Annotated in this window: 19 protein-coding genes; 1 reads left to right on the plus strand and 18 read right to left on the minus strand. The window is 73.1% G+C overall.

What is annotated here, in order from left to right; all coding sequences use genetic code 11:
• Positions 1-127: 127 nt before the first annotated feature.
• From gmk to pyrR, 9 genes are all read right to left on the minus strand, one after another.
• Positions 128-706 carry a guanylate kinase gene (gene gmk / locus BBK14_RS20395; protein ID WP_020459323.1) on the minus strand — a complete coding sequence of 193 codons (579 nt, stop codon included), beginning with the start codon at positions 704-706 and terminating at the stop codon, positions 128-130.
• Positions 707-1,176: 470 nt separating this feature from the next.
• Positions 1,177-1,497, minus strand: coding sequence for an integration host factor, actinobacterial type (gene mihF, locus BBK14_RS20400; RefSeq protein ID WP_020459322.1), 321 nt, complete (start codon positions 1,495-1,497; stop codon positions 1,177-1,179).
• A 246-nt stretch (positions 1,498-1,743) separates the two neighbouring features.
• A complete protein-coding gene (gene pyrF / locus BBK14_RS20405; protein WP_071064868.1) occupies positions 1,744-2,583 on the minus strand; it encodes an orotidine-5'-phosphate decarboxylase in 840 nt (279 codons plus the stop codon).
• Entirely contained in the window at positions 2,580-5,990 is a 3,411-nt protein-coding gene (carB, locus tag BBK14_RS20410; protein WP_071064869.1) for a carbamoyl-phosphate synthase large subunit, read from the minus strand. Before carB ends, pyrF begins: the two co-directional genes overlap by 4 nt.
• Positions 5,990-7,183, minus strand: coding sequence for a glutamine-hydrolyzing carbamoyl-phosphate synthase small subunit (gene carA / locus BBK14_RS20415; RefSeq protein WP_083391117.1), 1,194 nt, complete (start codon positions 7,181-7,183; stop codon positions 5,990-5,992). The genes carB and carA overlap by 1 nt, the downstream gene beginning before the upstream one ends.
• Positions 7,184-7,265: 82 nt before the next feature.
• Positions 7,266-9,026: a PH-like domain-containing protein gene (locus tag BBK14_RS39010; RefSeq protein WP_071064870.1), complete on the minus strand. Its 1,761-nt coding sequence runs from the start codon at positions 9,024-9,026 to the stop codon at positions 7,266-7,268.
• A complete protein-coding gene (locus BBK14_RS20425) occupies positions 9,023-10,378 on the minus strand; it encodes a dihydroorotase (protein WP_071064871.1) in 1,356 nt (451 codons plus the stop codon). The genes BBK14_RS39010 and BBK14_RS20425 overlap by 4 nt, the downstream gene beginning before the upstream one ends.
• Entirely contained in the window at positions 10,375-11,304 is a 930-nt protein-coding gene (locus tag BBK14_RS20430) for an aspartate carbamoyltransferase catalytic subunit (RefSeq protein ID WP_020459316.1), read from the minus strand. Before BBK14_RS20430 ends, BBK14_RS20425 begins: the two co-directional genes overlap by 4 nt.
• 43 nt (positions 11,305-11,347) lie before the next feature.
• Complete coding sequence (gene pyrR / locus BBK14_RS20435) at positions 11,348-11,941, minus strand: bifunctional pyr operon transcriptional regulator/uracil phosphoribosyltransferase PyrR (RefSeq protein ID WP_071064888.1); 594 nt, start codon at positions 11,939-11,941, stop codon at positions 11,348-11,350.
• Between the two features lie 561 nt (positions 11,942-12,502).
• Between pyrR and bldD the strand changes: the two genes are divergently transcribed.
• Positions 12,503-13,000, plus strand: a complete 498-nt coding sequence (gene bldD, locus BBK14_RS20440; RefSeq protein ID WP_006540108.1) for a transcriptional regulator BldD — start codon at positions 12,503-12,505, stop codon at positions 12,998-13,000.
• Positions 13,001-13,232: 232 nt separating this feature from the next.
• Here bldD and nusB read toward each other — a convergent pair whose 3' ends face one another.
• From nusB to ruvX, 9 genes are all read right to left on the minus strand, one after another.
• The gene (gene nusB / locus BBK14_RS20445) at positions 13,233-13,640 is read right to left on the minus strand and encodes a transcription antitermination factor NusB (RefSeq protein ID WP_071064872.1); all 408 of its coding nucleotides are present in this window, start codon (positions 13,638-13,640) and stop codon (positions 13,233-13,235) included.
• Between the two features lie 53 nt (positions 13,641-13,693).
• Positions 13,694-14,257 carry an elongation factor P gene (gene efp / locus BBK14_RS20450; RefSeq protein ID WP_020459313.1) on the minus strand — a complete coding sequence of 188 codons (564 nt, stop codon included), beginning with the start codon at positions 14,255-14,257 and terminating at the stop codon, positions 13,694-13,696.
• Positions 14,258-14,466: 209 nt separating this feature from the next.
• Positions 14,467-15,582, minus strand: a complete 1,116-nt coding sequence (gene aroB, locus BBK14_RS20455) for a 3-dehydroquinate synthase (protein ID WP_071064873.1) — start codon at positions 15,580-15,582, stop codon at positions 14,467-14,469.
• Entirely contained in the window at positions 15,582-16,145 is a 564-nt protein-coding gene (locus tag BBK14_RS20460) for a shikimate kinase (RefSeq protein ID WP_071064874.1), read from the minus strand. Before BBK14_RS20460 ends, aroB begins: the two co-directional genes overlap by 1 nt.
• Before the next feature lie 2 nt (positions 16,146-16,147).
• Positions 16,148-17,332, minus strand: a complete 1,185-nt coding sequence (gene aroC / locus BBK14_RS20465) for a chorismate synthase (protein WP_071064875.1) — start codon at positions 17,330-17,332, stop codon at positions 16,148-16,150.
• Positions 17,333-17,390: 58 nt separating this feature from the next.
• Positions 17,391-18,059, minus strand: a complete 669-nt coding sequence (locus tag BBK14_RS20470) for a prepilin peptidase (RefSeq protein ID WP_071064876.1) — start codon at positions 18,057-18,059, stop codon at positions 17,391-17,393.
• A gap of 30 nt (positions 18,060-18,089) precedes the next feature.
• Complete coding sequence (locus BBK14_RS20475) at positions 18,090-18,986, minus strand: shikimate dehydrogenase (RefSeq protein ID WP_071064877.1); 897 nt, start codon at positions 18,984-18,986, stop codon at positions 18,090-18,092.
• A gap of 2 nt (positions 18,987-18,988) precedes the next feature.
• On the minus strand, positions 18,989-20,398 hold the full coding sequence (gene mltG, locus BBK14_RS20480) for an endolytic transglycosylase MltG (protein ID WP_071064878.1): 1,410 nt from the start codon (positions 20,396-20,398) through the stop codon (positions 18,989-18,991).
• The gene (gene ruvX, locus BBK14_RS20485) at positions 20,395-20,961 is read right to left on the minus strand and encodes a Holliday junction resolvase RuvX (RefSeq protein WP_020459306.1); all 567 of its coding nucleotides are present in this window, start codon (positions 20,959-20,961) and stop codon (positions 20,395-20,397) included. Before ruvX ends, mltG begins: the two co-directional genes overlap by 4 nt.
• Between the last annotated feature and the right edge of the window lie 28 nt (positions 20,962-20,989).

A 20,989-nucleotide genomic window follows, 5' to 3' on the forward strand; every position in this document is an offset into this window, starting at 1 on the left:
GGCCGAGCCCTGTCCCGGACAACAGTACAGCCGCAACCGGTACAGCCCGTCACCGAGCCGTTCGCCGCCGGGCCGTGGGTGCCCCGGAGATCGCGCGTCCCCGGGAGGTGGAGCGCCGAGCCGCCGGTCACGGGACGTCCGCAGCGCGGTGCGCGTCCCGCGGGCGACCGGTCATCAGCCCCACCAGCTTCGCGGCGGCGGCCGTGACCTCGTCGTTCACGACGACCTCGTCGAACTCCGTCTCGGCCGCCAGCTCGATGCGTGCCCGGTCGAGGCGTCGGCGGATCACATCAGGTGCCTCCGTGCCCCGACCGGTCAGGCGACGGACGAGCTCGTCCCAGGTGGGCGGGGCCAGGAAGACGAACCGGGCGCCCGGCATTGCCGACCGGACCTGCCGGGCGCCCTGCAGCTCGATCTCCAGCAGGCAGGGAACGCCCTGTGCCAGCCGCTCCTCGAGCGGTCCCCGAGGAGTGCCGTAGGCGTGCCCCGCGAACATCGCGTGCTCGACGAACTCCCCCACCTTGACCATGTGGGCGAACTCCTCCGCGTCGGCGAAGTGGTACTCGACGCCGTCCGTCTCGCCCGGCCGCGGCGCTCGCGTCGTCACGCTCACCGACACCCACACCTCGGGGTGCAGCCGGCGGACGGCGGCGACGACCGTGCCCTTCCCCACTCCGGACGGCCCCGACAACACGGTCAGTCCCATCCCGACACCTTAGAGCCCCTCCACCGGGTCACGCAGGTTCAGGCGGGGCGGGCGGGCCACGCCGGCGACGGCCGGCCCGGCGCCCCCCGGCGCCCGCCGTCCCCTACCGTCAGCCAACGGACCATCGTCATCAGGATGCCATCAAAGGACGGGTTCCCCCGTTCACCCCGATGGTATGCGGCCGTCAATGGGAACCCGGTCGGGTGACCACACGGGTGGCCCCGGCCGGTGCACGCCAAACGGATCGGGATCGCCATCACCGAACCCCTGGGACTTTAGTCCCAGGACATTCGGCGAGAACTCCTCACGGCCCGCCGGCGATTGATCGAGTGACGCGAATCCGCGACGCAATGAACGCCGACGGCACCGGAACGTGTCGACGCCTCGCGGCCTCAACACCTTCCGGCGGCGCCCGTTACGGGCCGTTACCAACGACCCGGCAATCGGAACGCCTATGCATCACGCCACACTCAGGCGCCCGTGCCGAACTCCTCGAGGAGCGCGGCACGCTGCTTGGCCCCGAGCCCGCGCAAACGGCGGGTCGGGCTGATACCGAGACGCTCCCGGATCTTCTGGGCCCGAACACGGCCCACTCCGGGAAGCGACTCCAAGACCGCGGAAACCTTCATCTTGCCGACGACCTCATCGCTGTCCGCCAGCTCGAGAACGGCGGCAAGACTGATCTCCCCCTTCTTCAACCGCTCCTTGAGTTCGGCGCGCTGCTTACGGGCCAGCGCGGCTTTCTCGAGGGCGGCGGCCCTCTGCTCGGGCGTCAGGGGCGGCAGGGTCACGGGTACGCCTCCTCAATTCGGTGATCGCGCCGCGCAAACTAGCGAGGAAGAGGCTCCTCGGTCCAGCCGGAGCTGCATCACGGGGGTACCCCGCATTGTCCCCACAAGACACAGCCTTTGCCCGGATGAATGACCTGCGTCGCACGCGCCGGACGCATTCGGTCCGTAGCGGCCCCACCGTACCGGTACTCGGGCACCCAGAGCGGCCCAGATCCACCCGTAGTGGCGTTTGCGCAGGTCAAGGGCCTACCGGAGTGGAGTAACCCTGGTGGCGATAGTGGCGGCGGCCACGGCCCGATCGGCCGCGGAGGTGATCGGACGGCCGATCACGAGGAGGTCCGAACCGTCGGCGAGTGCCCGTTCCGGGGTGGCGACCCGGACCTGGTCAGCCCGCTCAGACCCCTCTGGACGCACTCCAGGCGTGACCAGAGTCACAGTTTCACCAAGCTCCGCGCGGACCACAGAGACCTCTTTCGGGCTGCAGACGAGTGCCCGCGCACCGGCCTCCACGGCGAGCACCGCGAGCCTGCGGACGGCGTCCGAGGGCGGTCCGGACAGCCCGACGGCGGCGAGCGTGGCGGCGTCCAGCGACGTCAGCACCGTGACCGCGGTTACATGAACATCGGGCCCGGCGTCGACCGCGGCGCGCACCATGGCCGCGCCGCCGGCCGCATGCACGGTCACGAAGCGAGGTGCCAGCGTGGCCAGCGAGCGCATCCCGCCGGCCACGGTCGCCGGGATGTCGTGGAGCTTCAGGTCGAGGAAGAGCTCGGGCGCCGCGGAGCCGCGCGGCTCACTCCAGCCGTCCGCCACATCACCCCCCGTGACGGAACTCACCACCCGAGCGGACGCCGCGGGCTGCGCCGGCCGAGCCGGAGCGAGCAGCCCTTCGTCACGCAGCGCAGTCACGATCGTCGGCCCGGCCCGGTAGAAGAGCTCCAGACCGATCTTCAGCACGGCGACGTGCGGCGCCACCTCACGGGCCCAGCCCAGTGCGGTGGCGGCGTCCGGAGCGTCGAGCGCGACCGCGATCGGGGCGCGACCCGCCGGTGGCGTCCACCGGCGGGGGGCGCCCGACGAGGTCACCGGTCCGCCACGGTCGAGGCGGGCGCCCCGCCGGCCGAGCCGGATCCCGACCCGGCGCCCGGCGCGGGTCCCGGCCGCGCCCCCCGCGCCCGGGAGCCCGAGCCGGAGGTCGCACCCGGCAGTCCCTCGGGGGTCGTCCCCCAGGTCGACCGCAGGGCCGCGTGGTACTCCTGCAGCGGCCGCACCCCCAGTTCGCCCCTTACGAGCGACTCGATACCCTGCACGCACGCGGCGGCGCCCTGAATGGTGGTGATGCAGGGCACCCCGGCGCTGACACAGGCGGTGCGGATCTCGTATCCGTCCAGCCGTGGCCCGACACCCCACGGCGTGTTGATGACCAGGTCGATCTGGCCAGACATGATCATTTCGACGCAGTCGATGAGGTTCTCGCTGGGAGCCCGATGCTTGCCGAGAACCACGGCCTTGACCCCGTTGCGGCGCAGCACGTCGGCGGTGCCCTCGGTCGCGTAGACGACGAAGCCGAGGTCCGCCAGCCGTTTGATCGGGAAGATCATCGCACGCTTGTCGCGGTTGGCGACGGAGACGAACACCCGTCCGTAGGTCGGCAGCGACGCGTAGGCCGCGGCCTGCGACTTGGCGTACGCGGTACCGAAGCCGTCGTCGATGCCCATCACCTCGCCGGTGGAGCGCATCTCCGGGCCGAGCACCGTGTCCACCCCGCGGCCGCCCGCGTCCCGGAACCGGCCGAAGGGCAGCACGGCCTCCTTGACCGAGATATGCGAGTCCAGCGGCAGGGTGGCGCCGTCGCCGTACTCCGGCAGCAGGCCCTCGGCCCGCAGCTCGGGCACGGTGGCGCCGAGCATCACCCGGGCCGCGGCCTTGGCCAGCGGCACGGCCGTCGCCTTGGAGACGAACGGCACCGTGCGCGACGCGCGCGGGTTGGCCTCCAGCACGTAGAGCACGTCGGACTGCAGCGCGTACTGCACGTTGAGCAGCCCGCGCACGCCCACCCCCTCGGCGATCAGCCGGGTGGACTCGCGGATCCGGTCGAGCTCCGAGCGCCCGAGGGTGATCGGCGGCAGCGCGCAGGCGGAGTCGCCGGAGTGCACCCCGGCCTCCTCGATGTGCTCCATCACGCCCGCGAGGTAGAGCTCGGAGCCGTCGTAGAGCGCGTCCACGTCGATCTCGACCGCGTCGTCGAGGAAGCGGTCCACCAGCACCGGATGCTCCGGCGAGATCTGCGTGGCGCGCTCGATGTAGTCGCGCAGCATCGGGTCGTCGTAGACGATCTCCATGCCCCGCCCGCCGAGCACGTAGGACGGCCGCACCAGCACCGGGTAGCCGATCCGGTCCGCGACCGTGCGCGCCTCGGCGTAGGAGGTGGCCACCCCGTGCGGCGGCGAGGGCAGGCCGGCGGCGGCGAGCACCTGCCCGAACTGGCCGCGGTCCTCCGCGAGGTGGATCGCCTTCGGTGGCGTGCCGACGAGCGGGACGCCGGCGTCGGCGAGCGCGGCGGCGATGCCCAGCGGGGTCTGGCCGCCCAGCGACACGATCACCCCGGCCAGCGGCCCCGCCTGCGACTCGGCGTGCACGACCTCCAGGACGTCCTCGACGGTCAACGGCTCGACGTAGAGGCGGTCGGCGGTGTCGTAGTCGGTGGAGACCGTCTCCGGGTTGCAGTTGACCATCACGGTCTCGTAGCCGGCCTCGGAGAGCGCCATCACCGCGTGGCAACAGGCGTAGTCGAACTCGATGCCCTGCCCGATCCGGTTCGGCCCGCTGCCGAGCACGATCACCCGGGGCTTCTCGCTCGGCGCGACCTCGGTCTCGGAGTCGTAGGACGAGTAGTGGTACGGCGTCGCGGAGGCGAACTCGGCGGCGCAGGTGTCGACCGTCTTGTAGACGGGACGGATGCCCGCCCGGTGCCGGAACGACCGGACCACGTCCTCCTTGGTGCCGAGCAGGCCCGCGAGCTGGGCGTCGGAGAACCCGGCGCGCTTGGCGCGGCGGATGCCGTCCGGGTTGCGGACCAGCGACGCGGCGATCTCGTTGATGAACACGATCTGGTCGACGAACCAGGGGTCGATGCCGGTGGCATCGGTCACCTCGGCGGGCGTCGCGCCGGCCAGCAGCGCCTGCTGGACGGTGTGCAGCCGCCCGTCGTGCGGGGTGCGGGCCGCGTCGAGCAGCTCCGCCGCGGACCGGCCCGGCGGGTCGAAGGTGAACGCCAGGCCCGACTGCTCCATCGAGCGCAGCGCCTTCTGCAGGGCCTCGGCGAAGCTGCGCCCGACCCCCATCGCCTCCCCGACGGACTTCATCGTCGTGGTCAGCATCGTGTCGGCGCCCGGGAACTTCTCGAACGCGAAGCGCGGCACCTTCACCACGACGTAGTCGAGGGTCGGCTCGAAGGCCGCCGGGGTGGTGCGGGTGATGTCGTTGGGGATCTCGTCGAGGGTGTAGCCCAGCGCCAGCTTGGCCGAGATCTTCGCGATCGGGAAGCCGGTCGCCTTCGAGGCCAGCGCGGACGAACGGGACACACGCGGGTTCATCTCGATGACGACGAGACGTCCGGTGGCCGGGTCGACCGCGAACTGGATGTTGCAGCCGCCCGCGTCGACCCCGACGGCGCGCATGACGGCGATCGACATGTCCCGCATGCGCTGGTACTCGCGGTCGGTCAGGGTCATCGCCGGGGCGACGGTCACCGAGTCACCGGTGTGCACGCCCATCGGGTCGATGTTCTCGATCGAACACACGACGACCACGTTGTCGGCGCGGTCCCGCATGAGCTCGAGCTCGAACTCCTTCCAGCCGAGCACCGACTCCTCGACGAGCACCTCGGTGGTCGGGCTGGCCGCCAGCCCGTCCGCGGACATCCGGCGCAGCTCGTCGGGGTCGTGGGCGAACCCGCTGCCGGCACCGCCGAGGGTGTAGCTCGGCCGCACCACGACCGGGTAGGAGAACTCCTCGGCCGCGGCCAGGCACTCCGCCACGGTCGTGCAGATCGCGCTGCGGGCCGTCTCGCCGTCGACGGAGGCGACGATGTCCTTGAAGGCCTGCCGGTCCTCACCGGAGCGGATCGCGTCGATGTTGGCGCCGATGAGCCGGACGCCGAAGCGCTCGAGCACCCCGGCGTCGTGCAGGGCGACCGCCGTGTTCAACGCCGTCTGCCCGCCCATGGTGGCCAGGATGGCGTCCGGCCGCTCCCGCTCGATGATCTTCGTGACGATGTCCGGCGTGATCGGCTCGACGTAGGTCGCGTCGGCGATCTCCGGGTCCGTCATGATCGTGGCCGGGTTGCTGTTGACCAGGATCACCCGCAGGCCCTCGGCCCGCAGCACCCGGCACGCCTGCGTCCCGGAATAGTCGAACTCGCACGCCTGGCCGATGACGATCGGCCCGGAGCCGATCACCAGCACGGAGCGCAGGTCCTCGCGCCTGGGCATCAGCCTTCTCCCCGCTTCCGCCGGCCGGCCGCCATCAGGCCGCAGAACCGGTCGAACAGTCCCTGGGCGTCGTGTGGGCCAGGCGCCGCCTCGGGATGGAACTGGACACTGAACGCCGGCACGTCCAGGCAGGTCAGGCCCTCCACCACGTCGTCGTTGAGCGCCACGTGGCTCACCTCGACCCGCCCGTAGGGGGTGTCGGTCGTACCGGTCAGCGGCGCGCGCACCGCGAAGCCGTGGTTGTGGCTGGTGACCGCGATCCGGCCGGTCCGGGTGTCGGCGACCGGCTGGTTCACGCCGCGGTGGCCGTAGGTCAGCTTGTACGTCTCGAAGCCCAGCGCCCGGGCGAGGACCTGGTTGCCGAAACAGATCCCGAAGACCGGGACACCGGCCTCCAGCACCCCGGTGAGCGTCTCGACCGCGTAGTCCGCGCGGGCCGGGTCACCCGGGCCGTTCGAGAGGAAGACCCCGTCGGGCGAGAGGGCCAGCAGCTCGGCGGCCGTGCTGCGGGCCGGCAGCACGTGCACCTCGCAGCCCAGCGCGGCCATGGAGAGCGGGGTGTTCCGCTTGATGCCCAGGTCCAGCGCGGCGACGGTGAAGACCGGCAGGCCCGACCGCGCCTCGACGACATAGGGCTGGTCCGTGCTGACCTCCGGGGCGAGGTCCGCGCCGACCATCTCCGGCGACGCCCGCACCCGGTCGAGCAGCGAGTCGAGATCGGTGTCGGTGCTGCTGACCCCGCACCGCATCGCGCCGCGCTCGCGCAGGTGACGGGTCAGCGCGCGGGTGTCGACCCCGCTGATCCCGACCACGCCGGCGTTCTCGAGCTCGTCGTCCAGGGTGCGCTGGGCGCGCCAGTTCGACGCCAGCCGGCTCGGGTCCCGCACGACGAAGCCGGCCACCTGGATGCGGTCGGACTCGTAGTCGGTGTCGTTCACCCCGGTGTTGCCGATGTGCGGCGCCGTCATGATCACGACCTGACGGTGGAACGACGGGTCGGTGAGGGTCTCCTGGTAGCCGGTCATCCCGGTGGAGAAGACCGCCTCGCCGAACGCCTCGCCGACCGAGCCGAACGCGTCCCCGGCGAAGCTCCGGCCGTCCTCGAGCATGAGCACCGCGCGGCGGGGCGCTCCCGGCCCGCGCCGGGCCTGTTCCCGCTCCGGCGGAGCCGGCTGCCTGTCCAAGCCGGTCACCGGCTCACCCCCGCATCGATCCGTCGTGCCCGGCCGCCGGCCAGGCCCCCTCCACCCCTGGCAGACCGCCAGGGCGCCGCTGTCACGGGTACTCCTCCCGTCGGTACGAGGCCTCACCAGGCGGTGCGGTGAACGCGTCGGTCCCCTGGTCGCGCGGCCGCTCCGCCGGGTCGGCGCCGGTCCGCCAGTAGTTCCCCTGGTCACCCGGCACGCCGCCGGCCGGCGGCGTGCCGGCCCGGCCGCGGGAGGCGTACGCCTCCCGGTCGTATCCACCCTGGTCACGTCCGCCCGGGTCGCGCCGGCCCTGGTCATATGCGCCCTGGCCGTATCCACGCGAGTCGTGGGCACCCGTGTCGTTGGCACCGGAGCCGTAGGCGCCGGAGTTGTAGGCACCCGAGCTGTAGGCACCCGAGCTGTGGACGCCGGCGTCGCCGGCACCCAGGTGGTACGCGGCCGAGTCGAGCGCCCCCTGGTCGGGAGCGGCCGGCCCGGGGGCGCCGGGGCGCCCGTACCCGCCGGTGGCGTGGCCGCGCGCGTCCAGCCCGCCGGTGCCCTGGCGTCGCAGGTCGTAGCTGTCAGTCCCGTACCCGGCCGTGTCATAGCCGGCTGTGCTGTAGCCGGCGGTGTCGTAGCCGGCCGTCCCGCCGCTCACGGCCTGGGAGCCCTGGGCGCCCACGTCGTGGGCACCTGGCCGGTAACCGCCGGTGTCGTACGCACCCGTCCGGTGCGAGCCCGTCCCGTACCCGCCAGCACGATGGGAGCCGGTGTCGTACGCGGCGGCGCCGTACGCACCGGTGCCGTGGGCGCCGGTGCTGTCGGTACTGATGCTGTGCGCTCCGGTGACGTGGGCGCGGATGTCGTAGGCGCCCGTGTCCTGGGCACCCGTCCCAAGGGCACCCGTCCCGTGGGCAGCGGTGTCGTAGCCGCCGGAGGCGCCCGTGCCGGGCGCCTCCGCGCCGTATCCGCGCTGGCCGGCGTGGGTCTCGGCGGCGGCGCCCTGACTGGCCGCGGCGCCACCGCGGCGCCACCCGGCCCGCTCCGACCGGGGCTGGCGGCCGTTGACCGGGATCGGCATCGTCGCGGGCCCGCCCGGAGCCACCGCGGCGAGATCAGGACGCTGCCCGCGGGCGGGGGCCGCGGCGGCCGGCGCGCCGGGCTCGGCCGGGCGTGCCGGCGCCGGCACGCGGGGCCGCAGCCGGTTGCGCGGCCGGGGCAGGGCGTGCGGCGAGGTGATGTCGCCGGACATCGGCTGGGCGGGCGCCGGCCCGATGAGGTCGTGCACGGAGCGGACGACCTTCGGCTGGCGGGCCCGGTCCTCGCCGCGGAAGCCGGCCTCCAGTTCCCGGCCCTCGAACGACCACGCGACCACGATCAGCCGGCTCGGCGCGGCGACCTTCCCGGCGTGCGCCCGCTCGAGACGGGCGCCCCGCACGGCCTCCCGGGGGATCCAGAACGCCTCGCCGTCCCGGTCGACCCGCACTCCAAGCTCGTAGACGGCGATGTAGTCGCCGTCGTGCCCGGCCAGGCCGCGCGCGGCGATCCACTCCCGCCAGTGGCCGGCGTCCACCGTGCCGAGGTAGCGCCCACGCAGCGGGGCGGCCAGCACGTTCCCGGTCTGCTCCGGCGGCTCGGGCAGGTCCGGCAGGTTCTCCTCCTGCTGTTGCGCACGGCCGCGCCAAGCCCGTCGCATCGCGCCCACGACTGCCACGACCAGCAGCAACAGGCCGAAGGCGAGGAGCAGGTGCAGGCCCGTCTGATCCTTGCCACCGGCGGCCAGCACGGGGCCGGCCAGCGCGAACGGGGTGATCCCCGGCAGGGATGTGGATCGTGAGGCGGAGGTCATATGATCTTCCCGTCGAGCACGGTGGGCCGGCCTCGCAGGAACGTCGCCCGGATGGCACCGGGCAGCGTGCGGCCACCGTACGGAGTGTTGCTGCTCCGGCTGGCGACGGCGAGTGGATCGATCACCCGTCGCGCCTCCGGGTCGAGCAGGGTCAGGGTGGCGGGCACGCCCACCTGGGCGAAGCTCGCCGGGTCACGCGGCATGTCGGCGACGGCGCCGATCCGGGCCGGCGCCAACGCCATCCGGTCGGCGACACCGGCCCAGTCGAGCCGGCCGGTTTCGACCATGGTCTGGATCACGATGGACAGCGCCGTCTCGAGGCCGAGCATCCCGGGCCGGGCGGCGGCCCACTCCGTCTCCTTGTCCTCGGAGGCGTGCGGGGCGTGATCGGTGGCCACACAGTCGATCGTGCCGTCCGCGAGCCCGGCTCGCAGTGCCTCTGTGTCGGCCTCGGTGCGCAGCGGCGGATTGACCTTGTACACCGGGTCGTACGAGGCGACGAGCTCCTCGGTGAGCAGCAGGTGGTGCGGGGTGACCTCCGCGGTCACCCGCCAGCCCTTCGCCTTGGCCCACCGGATGAGCTCGACCGAGCCCGCCGTGGACACGTGGCAGATGTGCAGGCGCGACCCGACGTGCCCGGTCAGCAGGGCGTCCCGGGCGATGATCGCCTCCTCTGCGACGGCCGGCCAGCCGGGCAGGCCCAGCCGCGCGGCCATGGCGCCCTCGTTCATCTGCGCCCCGGCGGTCAGCCTCGGCTCCTCCGCGTGCTGCGCGATCACACCGTCGAAAGCCTTGACGTACTCCAGCGCGCGGCGCATGAGCAACGCGTCGGACACACAGTGACCGTCGTCGGAGAACATCCGGACCGCCGCCGCGGAGGAGGCCATGGCGCCCAGCTCGGCGAGCCGCTCGCCGGCGAGCCCCCTGGTCACCGCGCCGACCGGGCGCACGTCGCAGTGCCCGGCGTCCTGGCCGAGCCGCCACACCTGCTCGACCACCCCGGCGGTGTCGGCGACGGGGTCGGTGTTGGCCATCGCGAACACCGTCGTGTAGCCGCCGAGCGCCGCCGCGCGGGTACCGGAGTCGACCGTCTCGGCGTCCTCCCGGCCAGGCTCGCGCAGGTGGGTGTGCAGGTCGACCAGCCCGGGCAGCGCCACGAGCCCGGTGGCGTCGACGACCAGGGGGGCGGGACGGGTCCCGTCGGCGGAGCCCGCGGCGGCCTCGGCCACGACGCCGGTGCGCTCGCCGCCCCCGGCCGGCGCGACCGCGGCGATCGTCCCGTCGGCGATCACCAGATCCCGCGCGTCACCACCCAGCGGACGGACGCCACGCACCACGATCACCGATGTCATGAGGACTCCCGTTCGGCGCCGCTGCCGCCGAGCAGCAGGTAGAGGACGGCCATGCGGACGCTCACGCCGTTCGCGACCTGCTCGACCACCGTCGAGCGCGGCGAGTCGGCCACCGAGGAGGCGATCTCCATCCCGCGGACCATCGGCCCGGGGTGCATGACCAGGGCGTGCTCGGGCATGAGCGCGGCCCGGTCCGCGTCGAGGCCGTAACGGCGGCTGTACTCCCGCTCGGTCGGGAAGAACGCCGCGGACATCCGCTCCCGCTGCACACGCAACATCATGACCACGTCGCTCTTGGGCAGGACCGACTCGAGGTCGTAGGACACCTCGACGGGCCACCCGGAGATACCGAGCGGCAGCAGCGTGGGCGGGGCGACCACGGTCACCCGCGCGCCGAGGGTCGTCAGCAGCCAGACGTTGGAGCGGGCAACCCGCGAGTGCAGGACATCCCCGACGATCGTCACGGCCAGCCCGTCCAGCCGGCCGAGCCGGCGGCGGATGGTGAAGGCGTCGAGCAGCGCCTGGGTGGGGTGCTCGTGCGTACCGTCACCGGCGTTCACGACGCTGCCGCGCACCCAGCTGGCCAGCCGGTGCGGGGCGCCGCTCGCGGGATGACGACAGACGACGGCGTCCGCGCCCATCGCCTCGAGGGTCTGCGCTGTGTCCTTCAGGCTCTCGCCCTTCGACACGCTTGACCCCCGGGCCGAAAAATTGATCACATCTGCCGACAGCCTCTTGGCGGCGACCTCGAAGGACGTGCGGGTACGGGTGGAGTCCTCGAAGAACAGATTGACCACGGTCCGGCCGCGCAGCGTCGGCAGCTTGCGGACCGGCGCGTCCGCGACCCGCGCCATGCGGTCCGCCGTGTCGAGCACCAGTAGCGCGTCGTCGAGCTTGAGATCCGCGGTGGAAAGCAGATGGTTCATCACATTCACCACCTCGGGCGGCGGCGCGGGGTCGTGTGCGCGGTCACGGCGCGTCCGACGAGACGATGAGGACGGCGTCGGCGCCGTCTACCTCCCGGAGCCGGACGGCGACCGACTCGCGGCGCGAGGTGGGCATGTTCTTCCCCACGTAGTCGGCGCGGATGGGCAGCTCGCGGTGGCCCCGGTCGACCAGGACGGCGAGCTGCACAGCGCGGGGGCGGCCATAGGCGGACAGTGCGTCGAGCGCGGCCCGGACGGTGCGCCCGGAGTAGAGGACGTCGTCGACCAGGACGACGACCATCCCATCGACCCCGCAGTCGGGGATCTCGGTCACCTCGAGCGGGCGCACGCCGCGCAGCCGCAGGTCGTCCCGGTACATCGTCGGGTCCAGGGAGCCCACGGGAAGGGTCACGCCCTCGACCGCGGCCACCCGGCGCGCCAGCCGCTCCGCGAGCGGCACGCCGCGGGTCGGGATGCCGAGCAGGACCACGCCGTCACCGCCGGAGGTCTTCTCCAGCACCTGGTGCGCCATCCGGCTCACGACCCGGTTCATGTCGGCGGCGGAGAGCACGGTGCGGGTGATGCCGAGCCCCTCGGACCCGGTGAGCCCCTCGGACCCGGTGGGGGTGCTGCTCACATCGGCCGTCCCGGCACGGAGCTCGTCCCGTGGACGGGCGGTACGCCCGGTACGCCCGGTCGTGTTCCGGGCAGGGTCGCCTTGTGCGGCCGAGGCCACGAGGTGTCCCTCCTTCCCCGCCTCACTGGACGGTCCTTAAAGGAGCGGTCAACGCGACGGTACCAGCCGCCTCCGGGCCCAAGGGACCGGTCGAGCAGGCCTGAGGGCCGGGGCCACGCAAGACGTCGGCCCGGTACGGACGGATTCCGCGGACGCTTCGACCAGCCCGCGAGAGCCGTTGCTGAGAGTGACACGGGTCACGATGCTCCGCATACCGAGCATCAAAATCGTCACTACACGTCACCGTAGATAGACGAAACGCACCGGCCGGCGCCCCATCCGGGAAGTACCAGCGGCGCTAATGCCAGCCGCAACCAGGAGGCTACAGAAAGTGGTACAAAGAAAGAGGCGACACGACCCCCCGGGTGTCGAGCCTCAACCTGGCGGGCACTACTATCGGTAACCGCCGGCGGCAAGAGCCCCGGTTCCAGCTGATCGACCACGACAGGAGTGGGCACTTCGATGTCCGACTATGCGAAGGCGCTCGGTGCTCGGCTGCGCGCGATACGCACCCAGCAGGGGCTCTCGCTTCATGGCGTCGAGGAGAAGTCGCACGGTCGCTGGAAGGCCGTCGTGGTGGGCTCCTACGAGCGTGGAGACCGCGCCGTCACCGTCCAGCGCCTGTCTGAACTGGCCGAGTTCTACGGCGTGCCGGTAGGGGAGCTGCTCCCCGAAGGCTCCACCGTGGCGCCCCTCGAGCAGTCCCCGCGCATCGTCCTCGACCTTGAACGTCTCGCGCAGGTTCCCAAGGAGCAGGGCGGTCCGCTCGCGCGGTACGCGGCCACCATCCAGAGCCAGCGCGGCGACTACAACGGCCGGGTGCTCTCAATCCGTTACGAGGACCTGCGTTCCCTCGCGGTCATCTACGACACCTCCCCGAGCAAGCTCACCGAGCAGCTCGTGTCCTGGGGTGTTCTCTCACCGGAGCAGGGCAGCGAGCCGGCCGCGTCGGACGCCTAGTCCCGCTGTCGGCTGGTTCCACACCCGGATGCCCGGCCCGGGCATCCGGACGCACCAGGCACCACGGGCGGACGGTCACCGGGGGGTACCGTCGCTCCGCTCCACCACCCAGCGGTGGCACGCACAGCACCAGCACCAGCACCAGGGATCTTCTGGGGGACGACCCGGTACGTCACATCCGTGACGTACCGGGACACCGCGCAGACTCAGGCGCGAGCCTCGGTACGCGAGCTCAGGCCTCGGCCGACTCGCCGCCCACGGCCTCAGCCGCCCCAGCTGCCCGAGGGCTTCCCTCCGGCACCGGTTTCTCCTTGAGCAGGCTCGCCAGCAGGCCGTTGACGAATGCCGGCGACCGCTCGGTGGAGATCGTCTTGGCCAGCCGCACCGCCTCGTCGATCACGACCCGGTCCGGCACGTCGGAACGCCAGAACAGCTCCAGCACCGCGATCCGGAGGATGTTCCGGTCCACCGGGGGCATCCGGTCCAGTGTCCAGCCCTGGGCGAACCGGGCGATGTGCGCGTCTATCTCGGCCAGGTGGGCCACCACGCCCTCGACGAGGTCCGAGGTGTAGTCCGGCACCGGCGGGTCGGCCTGCGCCCGGTGCGCGGCAAGGGTCTCCATCGCCCGCACCGAGCGCATGTCCGCCTCGTAGAGGACGTCCAGCGCCCGCTTGCGGGCCTTGGACCTGGCGCTCAGCTCGTCACCCGGCCCAGGTACCGGCCGTCGCGGGTGTCGACCTTGACCTTCTCGCCGGTGGTGATGAACAGCGGCACCTGGATGTTCGCGCCGGTCTCGAGCGTCGCCGGCTTGGTGCCGCCGGTCGAGCGGTCGCCCTGGACGCCCGGGTCCGTCGCGGAGATGGTCAGCTCGACGCTCGCCGGAAGCTCGACGTACAGCGGCGCGTCGTCGTGCAGCGCGACGGTGGCAATCGTGTTCTCCAGCATGTAGTCGGCAACCCCGCCGACCACTCCCGGAGGGACCGGGATCTGGTCGTACGACTCGCTGTCCATGAACACGAAGTCGGCGCCGTCACGGTAGAGGTAGGTCATCTCGCGGCGGTCGACGGTCGCGACGTCCACCTTGATTCCGGCGTTGAACGTCCGGTCGACCACCTTGCCGGTGAGCACGTTCTTCAGCGTCGTCCGGACGAACGCCCCGCCCTTGCCCGGCTTGACGTGCTGGAATCCGACGACGTTCCACAACACCCCGTCGATGTCGAGCGTCATGCCGTTCTTCAGGTCGTTCGTTGTCGCCACTGCGCGTGTCTCTCCGTTCCGGTCGCCGTCCGGCCGATCGCCGTAGGCCTAATCGCCGTATGACCGATCGCCGTGTTGTCGACCGACCGTCAGCTGGTCGATCGCCGGCCCGCCGCCCGTCACCGGGTCAGGCCGCGGCAAAGTCTACAGATCGAGGGCATGGCCGCCTCGCAGCCCACGGCGGACCACGCGCGGTGCCAGCCGAACGGTCAGCTCCCGGTAGCGCTCACACCGCCCGCGGCGACCGAGCCGTACGCGGCCAGCAGCAGGCCGGGCTCGGGATCGTCGAATCCGCGCGGCCGGCCGAGCGCTTCGAGCACAACGAAACGCAACCGCCGGCCCCGGGTCTTCTTGTCGACCCGCATCGCGTCGAGCAACGCCGGCCAGCGGTCCCCCCGGTACTCCACCGGCAGCCCGATGGCCCGCAGCAGCTCGCGGTGGCGATCGGCGGTCGCGCGGTCGAGCCCGGCGACGAGCCGGGAGAGCTCGGCGGCGAAGACCATGCCGACCGAGACCGCCGCGCCGTGCCGCCAGGAGAAGTTCTCGACCTTCTCGATCGCGTGGGCGAGGGTGTGCCCGTAGTTCAGGATCTCGCGCCGGCCGGCCTCGCGCGGGTCGCCGGACACCACCGCCGCCTTGACCCGGATCGACCGCTCGACGAGCTCGGGCAGCCGCGCCGACCCGGTCGGATCGGCCTCCAGCAGCTCGAGGATGCGCGGATCGGCGATGAACCCGGCCTTGACGACCTCGGCGAGCCCGGCCCGGACCTCGACCGCCGGCAAACTGGCCAGGGTCGACAGGTCACAGAGCACCGCCAGCGGCTGGTGGAAGGCGCCGACGAGGTTCTTGCCCGCCTCGATGTCGATACCCGTCTTGCCGCCGACCGCCGCATCGACCATCCCGAGCACGGTGGTGGGCACCTGGATGACGTCGACACCACGCAGCCAGCCCGCCGCGGCGAACCCGGCCAGGTCGGTCGTCGTCCCGCCGCCGAGCCCGACCACCAGGTCGTCGCGGGTGAAGCCGACACGGCCGAGGGCGTCCCAGCAGGCGCCCGCGACCCGCAGCTGCTTGGCCTCCTCGCCGTCCGGCACCTCGAACGCGTGCGTCTCGACGCCGGCACCGGCGCCGGCCCGCAGCTCGGCGATGACCGCCGCGGCGGTGGCCCGCAGCGCTCGCGGGTGAATGACCATGACCCGGGTGCGCCCCGCGGCCAGCGCCGGTAGCTCGCAGAGGGCGCCCTCGCCCAGCACCACGTCGTAGGCCCGGTCACCGGACGGGGTGACCTGGATGCGGACCATGTCGGAAACCTTCATCGCGCACATCAGTGCCCCGCCCTCCCGGCGAGCTCGATCAGGATCGCGGCGACGACGTCGTCGATCCCGAGGGCGGCGGTGTCCACGGTGATCGCGGCCACCTCCTCGTACAGCGGACGGCGGGCCTTCAGCAGCGCGGCCAGCCGGGTCCGCGGGCCCTCCACGAGCAGCGGCCGGTCGCGCGCGAGCCCGACCCGCTTCGCCGCGTCAGACGCGGTCACGTCGAGGTAGACGACCCAGTGCCGGGCCAGCTCCGCGCGGACGCCGGCGTCCAGCACTGCCCCGCCGCCCAGGGCGAGCACACCCGGGTGCTCGGCCAGGGCGGTCAGCACCGCCGCCCGCTCCGCCGCGCGGAAGTACTCCTCGCCGTGCTCCAGGAACACGTCCGAGACGCTCATTCCGAGGTTCGACTCGACATCGGCGTCGGTGTCGCGGAAGGCCACCCCGAGGCGCGCCGCGACCGCCATACCGACGGTGCTCTTACCCGCCCCCGGCGCGCCGACCAGCACGGCGACCGGGCCGGACACAGCTGCCCCCGGCCCGTCGGCCCGCGCCCCGCTCTCCGCGCGCATGGTCAACGCACCGCCAGCGACTTCAGGTAGCCCTCGTAGTTGCGCCGGGTCTCCTCCACCGAGTCGCCGCCGAACTTCTCCAGCGCCGCGCCGGCGAGCACGAGGGCGACCATCGCCTCGGCGACCACGCCGGCCGCCGGCACCGCGCACACGTCCGACCGCTGGGCGATGGCGACCGCCGGGTCGCCGGTGGCGACGTCGATCGTGGCCAGCGGCTTCGACAGGGACGAGATCGGCTTCATCGCCGCGCGGACGCGCAGCGGCTCGCCCGTCGTCATCCCGCCCTCGACGCCGCCGGCGCGATCGCTGGCCCGCCGGACCCGCCGGCCCGGCCCCTCGAGCGGCTCGATCTCGTCGTGGGCGACCGATCCGCGCCGGCGCGCGGTGCGGAAACCGTCACCGAACTCGACGCCCTTGATCGCCTGGATGCCCATCAGCTCGCCGGCGAGCCGCGCGTCGAGCCGGCGGTCGCCGTGGACGTAGCTCCCCAGCCCCGGCGGGCAGCCGTAGGCCAGCACCTCGACGATGCCGCCGAGGGTGTCCGCGTCGCGGTGGGCGGCGTCGATCTCGGCGACCATGAGCGCGCTGCTGGCCGGGTCGGCACAGCGCACCGGGTCGGCGTCGACGACGGCCAACGAGGTCGGCGGCGGCGTGCCGGGTGGCACCTCGACCGCGCCGATCGCGACGACGTGCGAGACCACCTCGATGCCGTACGCCTGGCGCAGCAGCGCCCTGGCGACCGTGCCCAGCGCGACCCGGGCGGCCGTCTCCCGGGCGCTCGCCCGCTCCAGCACCGGCCGCGCGTCGTCGAAGCCGTACTTCTGCATGCCGGCGAGGTCGGCGTGACCCGGGCGCGGGCGGGTGAGCGGGGCGTTGCGGCCCAACCCCTCCAGCTCCGCCGGGTCGATCGGGTCGGGCGCCATCACCCGCTCCCACTTCGGCCACTCGGTGTTGCGCACGACGACGCTCACCGGGCCGCCCAGGCTGACCCCGTGCCGCAGGCCGCCGAGCAGCTCGATCTCATCCTGCTCGAACTTCATCCGGGCGCCGCGACCGTGGCCGAGACGGCGCCGGGCCAGCTCGGCGCCGATGTCCGCGCTGGACACCCGGATGCCCGCCGGCAACCCCTCGACCGTCGCAACCAGTGCGGGGCCGTGTGACTCCCCCGCTGTCAACCAACGCACCATGCCTGCCAGTCTTTCACGGCCGGTCCGGTACGAGCCCCCGTCGCGGGCCGGAGATCGCTCAGCCGGCCGGCTCCCAGCCCACGCCGAGCACCGCGATCAGCGCCCCGAACAGCAGAAACGGGCCGTAGGCGATCGGATCACGGCGGGACACGCGGCGCAGCGCCAGCAGCACGAGGACCACCGCACCGGAGATCATGGTCGTCGCGACCAGCCACACCACGACGGCCGACCAGCCCAGCCAGCCCGTCGCCACGCCGAGCAGCCCGGCGAGCTTCACGTCCCCCCGCCCCAGCCCGGCCCCCGGCAGCAGGCGCAGACCCGCGTACAACAGCCAGGCCACGGCGCCGGCGAGCAGCGCCCGCGGCCAGCGGCCGGGCGCGCCCTCGGCCAGCGCGGGCACGGCGAGCAGCGCGGCCAGCACGGCGTACGAGGGCAGCACGATCACGTCCGGCAGGCGGTGCACCCGCAGGTCCACGGCGGCAAGCACGACCCCGACGACCGTCAGGTACAGGTACGCGGGCAGACGTCCCGGGTGCGGGTAGGTCGACGCGGCGACGGCGGCGATCAGGACGGCGGTGACGGCGCCGAGCACGGCCGGCGCGGGGGTCGCCCGGCGCGGCAAACGGCCGTCCACCGGATCGAAGGAGCCGACGACCCGGGGCAGCAGCGGGATCGGCAGCGCGGCGCAGACCGCGGCCGCCACGGTGGCGGCGACCACCGTGTTCACCTGACCACCGTGCTCATCCGGCCGCCGGGCTCATCCGATCCGGCTCGCGACGCGGGCCGACAGCGCCGCGTGGCCGGCGGCGAGCAGGACCCGTTCGTCCACCGGGCGGCCGGTGAAGTGGCACACCTGGCCGACCGCCTGGCCGGCCAGCACCTCGAGGCCGCCGACCACCCGCGCACCGCCGCGGTAGGCGCAGGCCGCCAGCGCCGTGGGCCAGGGGTGGTAGAGGAGCTCCAGCAACGCGCAGGTCACCGGCCACGGGCGACGCGCGAGCTCGTCGGTCACCCCGGCGGGGGTCGTGGCGACCACCAGGTCCGGCCCAGCCGGCATCCCGCCGCTGAGGATGTCCCAGGGCAGCGCCGTGACCGAGACGCCGAGCCGGGCGCCGATGCCGACGAGCTCGGCGACCGCGTCGGGGCGGCGCGCCACGATCGCGACCCGGGTGGCACCGGCCCGGGCGAGCGCGGCGACCACCGCCCGCGCCGTCCCGCCGGCCCCGAGCACCAGCGGCTGGACCGGGGCCGCGCCGCCGGTGAGCCGCCGCAGCGCGTACCCGACGCCGTCGACGTCGGTGTTGAACCCGGCGAGCCGCCCCTCCTCCCGGACGACCACGGTGTTCACCGCGCCGAGCAGGGCCGCGGTGGGCTCGACGTCGTCAAGCAGGTCGACCGCGGCGGTCTTGAGCGGCATCGTCAGCGACACCCCGGCCCAGCCGGGCTCGTCGCGCAGGCGGTCGAGCATGCCCGGCAGGCCGGCCTCGTCGCACTCGATCGCCGTGTAGGTCCAGTCCAGGCCGAGCCGTTCGTAGGCGGCCGCGTGCAGCACCGGGGAGAGGGAGTGACCGATGGGCGAGCCGAGCACCGCCGCCCGCCCGGCGTGCGGACCCGGCCCGGCCGGCTCCGCACGGTCACGAGAGCTGATCACCACGGCTACTCGGCCCCTCCCTGGCGGTGGTATTCGTCCAGCGCGTCCTGGAACTCCGCGTCGGTGGTCGCGAAGACCGTCTCGTGCGTCTGGGGCATGGAGACGAAGTAGAACCACGAGCCCTGTGCCGGGCTGAGCGCGGACTCGATCGCCCAGGTACTCGGATTCGAGATCGCGCCGGGTGGGAGACCCTCGACCGCGCGGGTGTTGTACGGATTGTTCTGGCGGAGCTGGTCCTGGGTCAGCGGGCCCTCGTACTCGTCGAGGGCGTACCGGGTGGTCGAGTCCATGTCGATCCGCCGGAAGCGGCCCGAGGTGTCGTTCAGCCGGTTGTAGATGACCCGCGCCACCTTGGGCCCCTCGCCCTCGTTCGCCACCTCCTTCTCGATGATGGAGGCGATGATCACAACGTCCTGGGGCTTCACGTGCCCGGCCTCGGCGCGCCCGACGAGGTCGATCTCCTCGGCGTTGGCCCGGAACCGGGCGACGGCCTCCTTGAGCACGTCCACCGGGTCCGTGCCGGGCGCGACGTCGTAGGTCGACGGGAAGAGGTAGCCCTCCAGCCCCGTGGCGTAGTCGGGCAGGCCCAGCGTCGACGGCTTGCGCGCGATCGCCTCCAGGTCGGCCACCGGCGTGCCCGTACGTGTGGACAGCTCCTTGAACACCTGCCGGACCGTGTCCCCAGGGCTGATCGTGTAGCGGAACAGCGCGGAGGACGCGTCGTCGAGCAGCGCGTCGAGCGCCGCCGCCGCGCTCATCTTCGAGCGCAGCCGGTAGGTGCCCGGCTGGATCGACAGCGCGCGCTGGTCCCGCGACGCGAGGTTGACGAAGGACTGCCGGCTGGCGATCACGTCGGAGGCGGCCAGCCGGCCCGCGATCTCCGACGACGTGGCGCCGGCGGGAACCTGAACGACGACGATGCCCTCGCCGGACCCCGCGTAGTCGGCCGCGGGCTCCCCGCCGATCCGGCCGATGACCTTGCCGACACCGAAGATCCCCGCGCCGACCAGGACGGCGACCACGACCAGCACACCGATCAGCTTCGGCAGAGCCGAGCCCGGCCGACGTCCATCGGGCCGCCCCCGGTCGTCGTCACGCCCACGCCTCGGCGGGGCGGCCCCGTCGTCGGGGTCGCCATCGGCGTCGTCGTCATAGGCGCCGCCGTAGGCCCCGTACGCGTCGGCCTCGTCCGGCTCGAAGCCGTCCTCGTAGCCGGCGGGCTCGCGCTCACCCGCGGCCAGGCCGGGCCGGTCGCGGCCGTCCACGCTCCCGGCGCGGCCGCGGCGGGAGCGCCGCGCACCCGCCGCGGCGCGGCGTTGCTCCTCGTACGCCCGGTCGTCGTAGTCCCGGTCGTCGTAGTCGTCGTAGCCCGCGCCGTCGAGCAGCTCGTCGAATCCGTCCCCGTCCCGGATCACGCCGAATCCAGGGGCCGCCCAGTGCCGCCCGAGGCGGCGCCGCCGGATCCCCCGCGTGCCCGGCGGACGTCCAGGTGGTGCTGCAGGATCTGCACTGCTGCCTCCTGATCCACGAGATCACGGCGGGCCCGGGAACGCAGTCCGCGCTCAGCCATTCTGCGATGCGCCACGACCGTGGTCAGCCGCTCGTCGACGAGACGGACCGGCACGGGCGCGACACGCGCGGACAACACCTCCGCGTACCGCCGCGCGAGCCGGACGGCCTCGCCCTCCCGGCCGGAGAGGTGACGCGGCAGACCGACGACAACTTCGACAGCGTGCCTGTCCCGGACGATGTCGGCAAGCTCGTCGACGTCCGCAAAGCCACGGCGAGACACATCTCGGCGCAGAGTTGTCACCGGCACGGCGAGCAGACCGTCAGGATCGCTCACCGCCACACCGACCCGCACCGACCCGACATCCACCCCGATCCGCACGCCGCGCCCCGCGTCCGCCTGCCCGCCGGCCGCGGAATCCGAACCGGCCGCGGAATCCGCGCCAGCCGCGGAATCCGGAGCGGTCACGGGGTCCGGGCCGGGCCGGGGCGACGCC

Source organism: Parafrankia soli (assembly GCF_001854695.1).
In the GTDB taxonomy this organism is placed as follows: domain Bacteria; phylum Actinomycetota; class Actinomycetes; order Frankiales; family Frankiaceae; genus Parafrankia; species Parafrankia soli.

Coding starts and splice junctions, on each gene's coding strand:
- gmk (WP_020459323.1), bottom strand. CDS start 706: ATGGGACTGACCGTGTTGTCGGGGCCGTCCGGAGTGGGGAAGGGCACG.
- carB (WP_071064869.1), bottom strand. CDS start 5,990: ATGCCCAGGCGCGAGGACCTGCGCTCCGTGCTGGTGATCGGCTCCGGG.
- BBK14_RS39010 (WP_071064870.1), bottom strand. CDS start 9,026: ATGACCTCCGCCTCACGATCCACATCCCTGCCGGGGATCACCCCGTTC.
- BBK14_RS20425 (WP_071064871.1), bottom strand. CDS start 10,378: ATGACATCGGTGATCGTGGTGCGTGGCGTCCGTCCGCTGGGTGGTGAC.
- BBK14_RS20430 (WP_020459316.1), bottom strand. CDS start 11,304: ATGAACCATCTGCTTTCCACCGCGGATCTCAAGCTCGACGACGCGCTA.
- bldD (WP_006540108.1), top strand. CDS start 12,503: ATGTCCGACTATGCGAAGGCGCTCGGTGCTCGGCTGCGCGCGATACGC.
- nusB (WP_071064872.1), bottom strand. CDS start 13,640: ATGCGCTCGGTGCGGGCGATGGAGACCCTTGCCGCGCACCGGGCGCAG.
- aroB (WP_071064873.1), bottom strand. CDS start 15,582: ATGTGCGCGATGAAGGTTTCCGACATGGTCCGCATCCAGGTCACCCCG.
- BBK14_RS20460 (WP_071064874.1), bottom strand. CDS start 16,145: ATGCGCGCGGAGAGCGGGGCGCGGGCCGACGGGCCGGGGGCAGCTGTG.
- aroC (WP_071064875.1), bottom strand. CDS start 17,332: ATGGTGCGTTGGTTGACAGCGGGGGAGTCACACGGCCCCGCACTGGTT.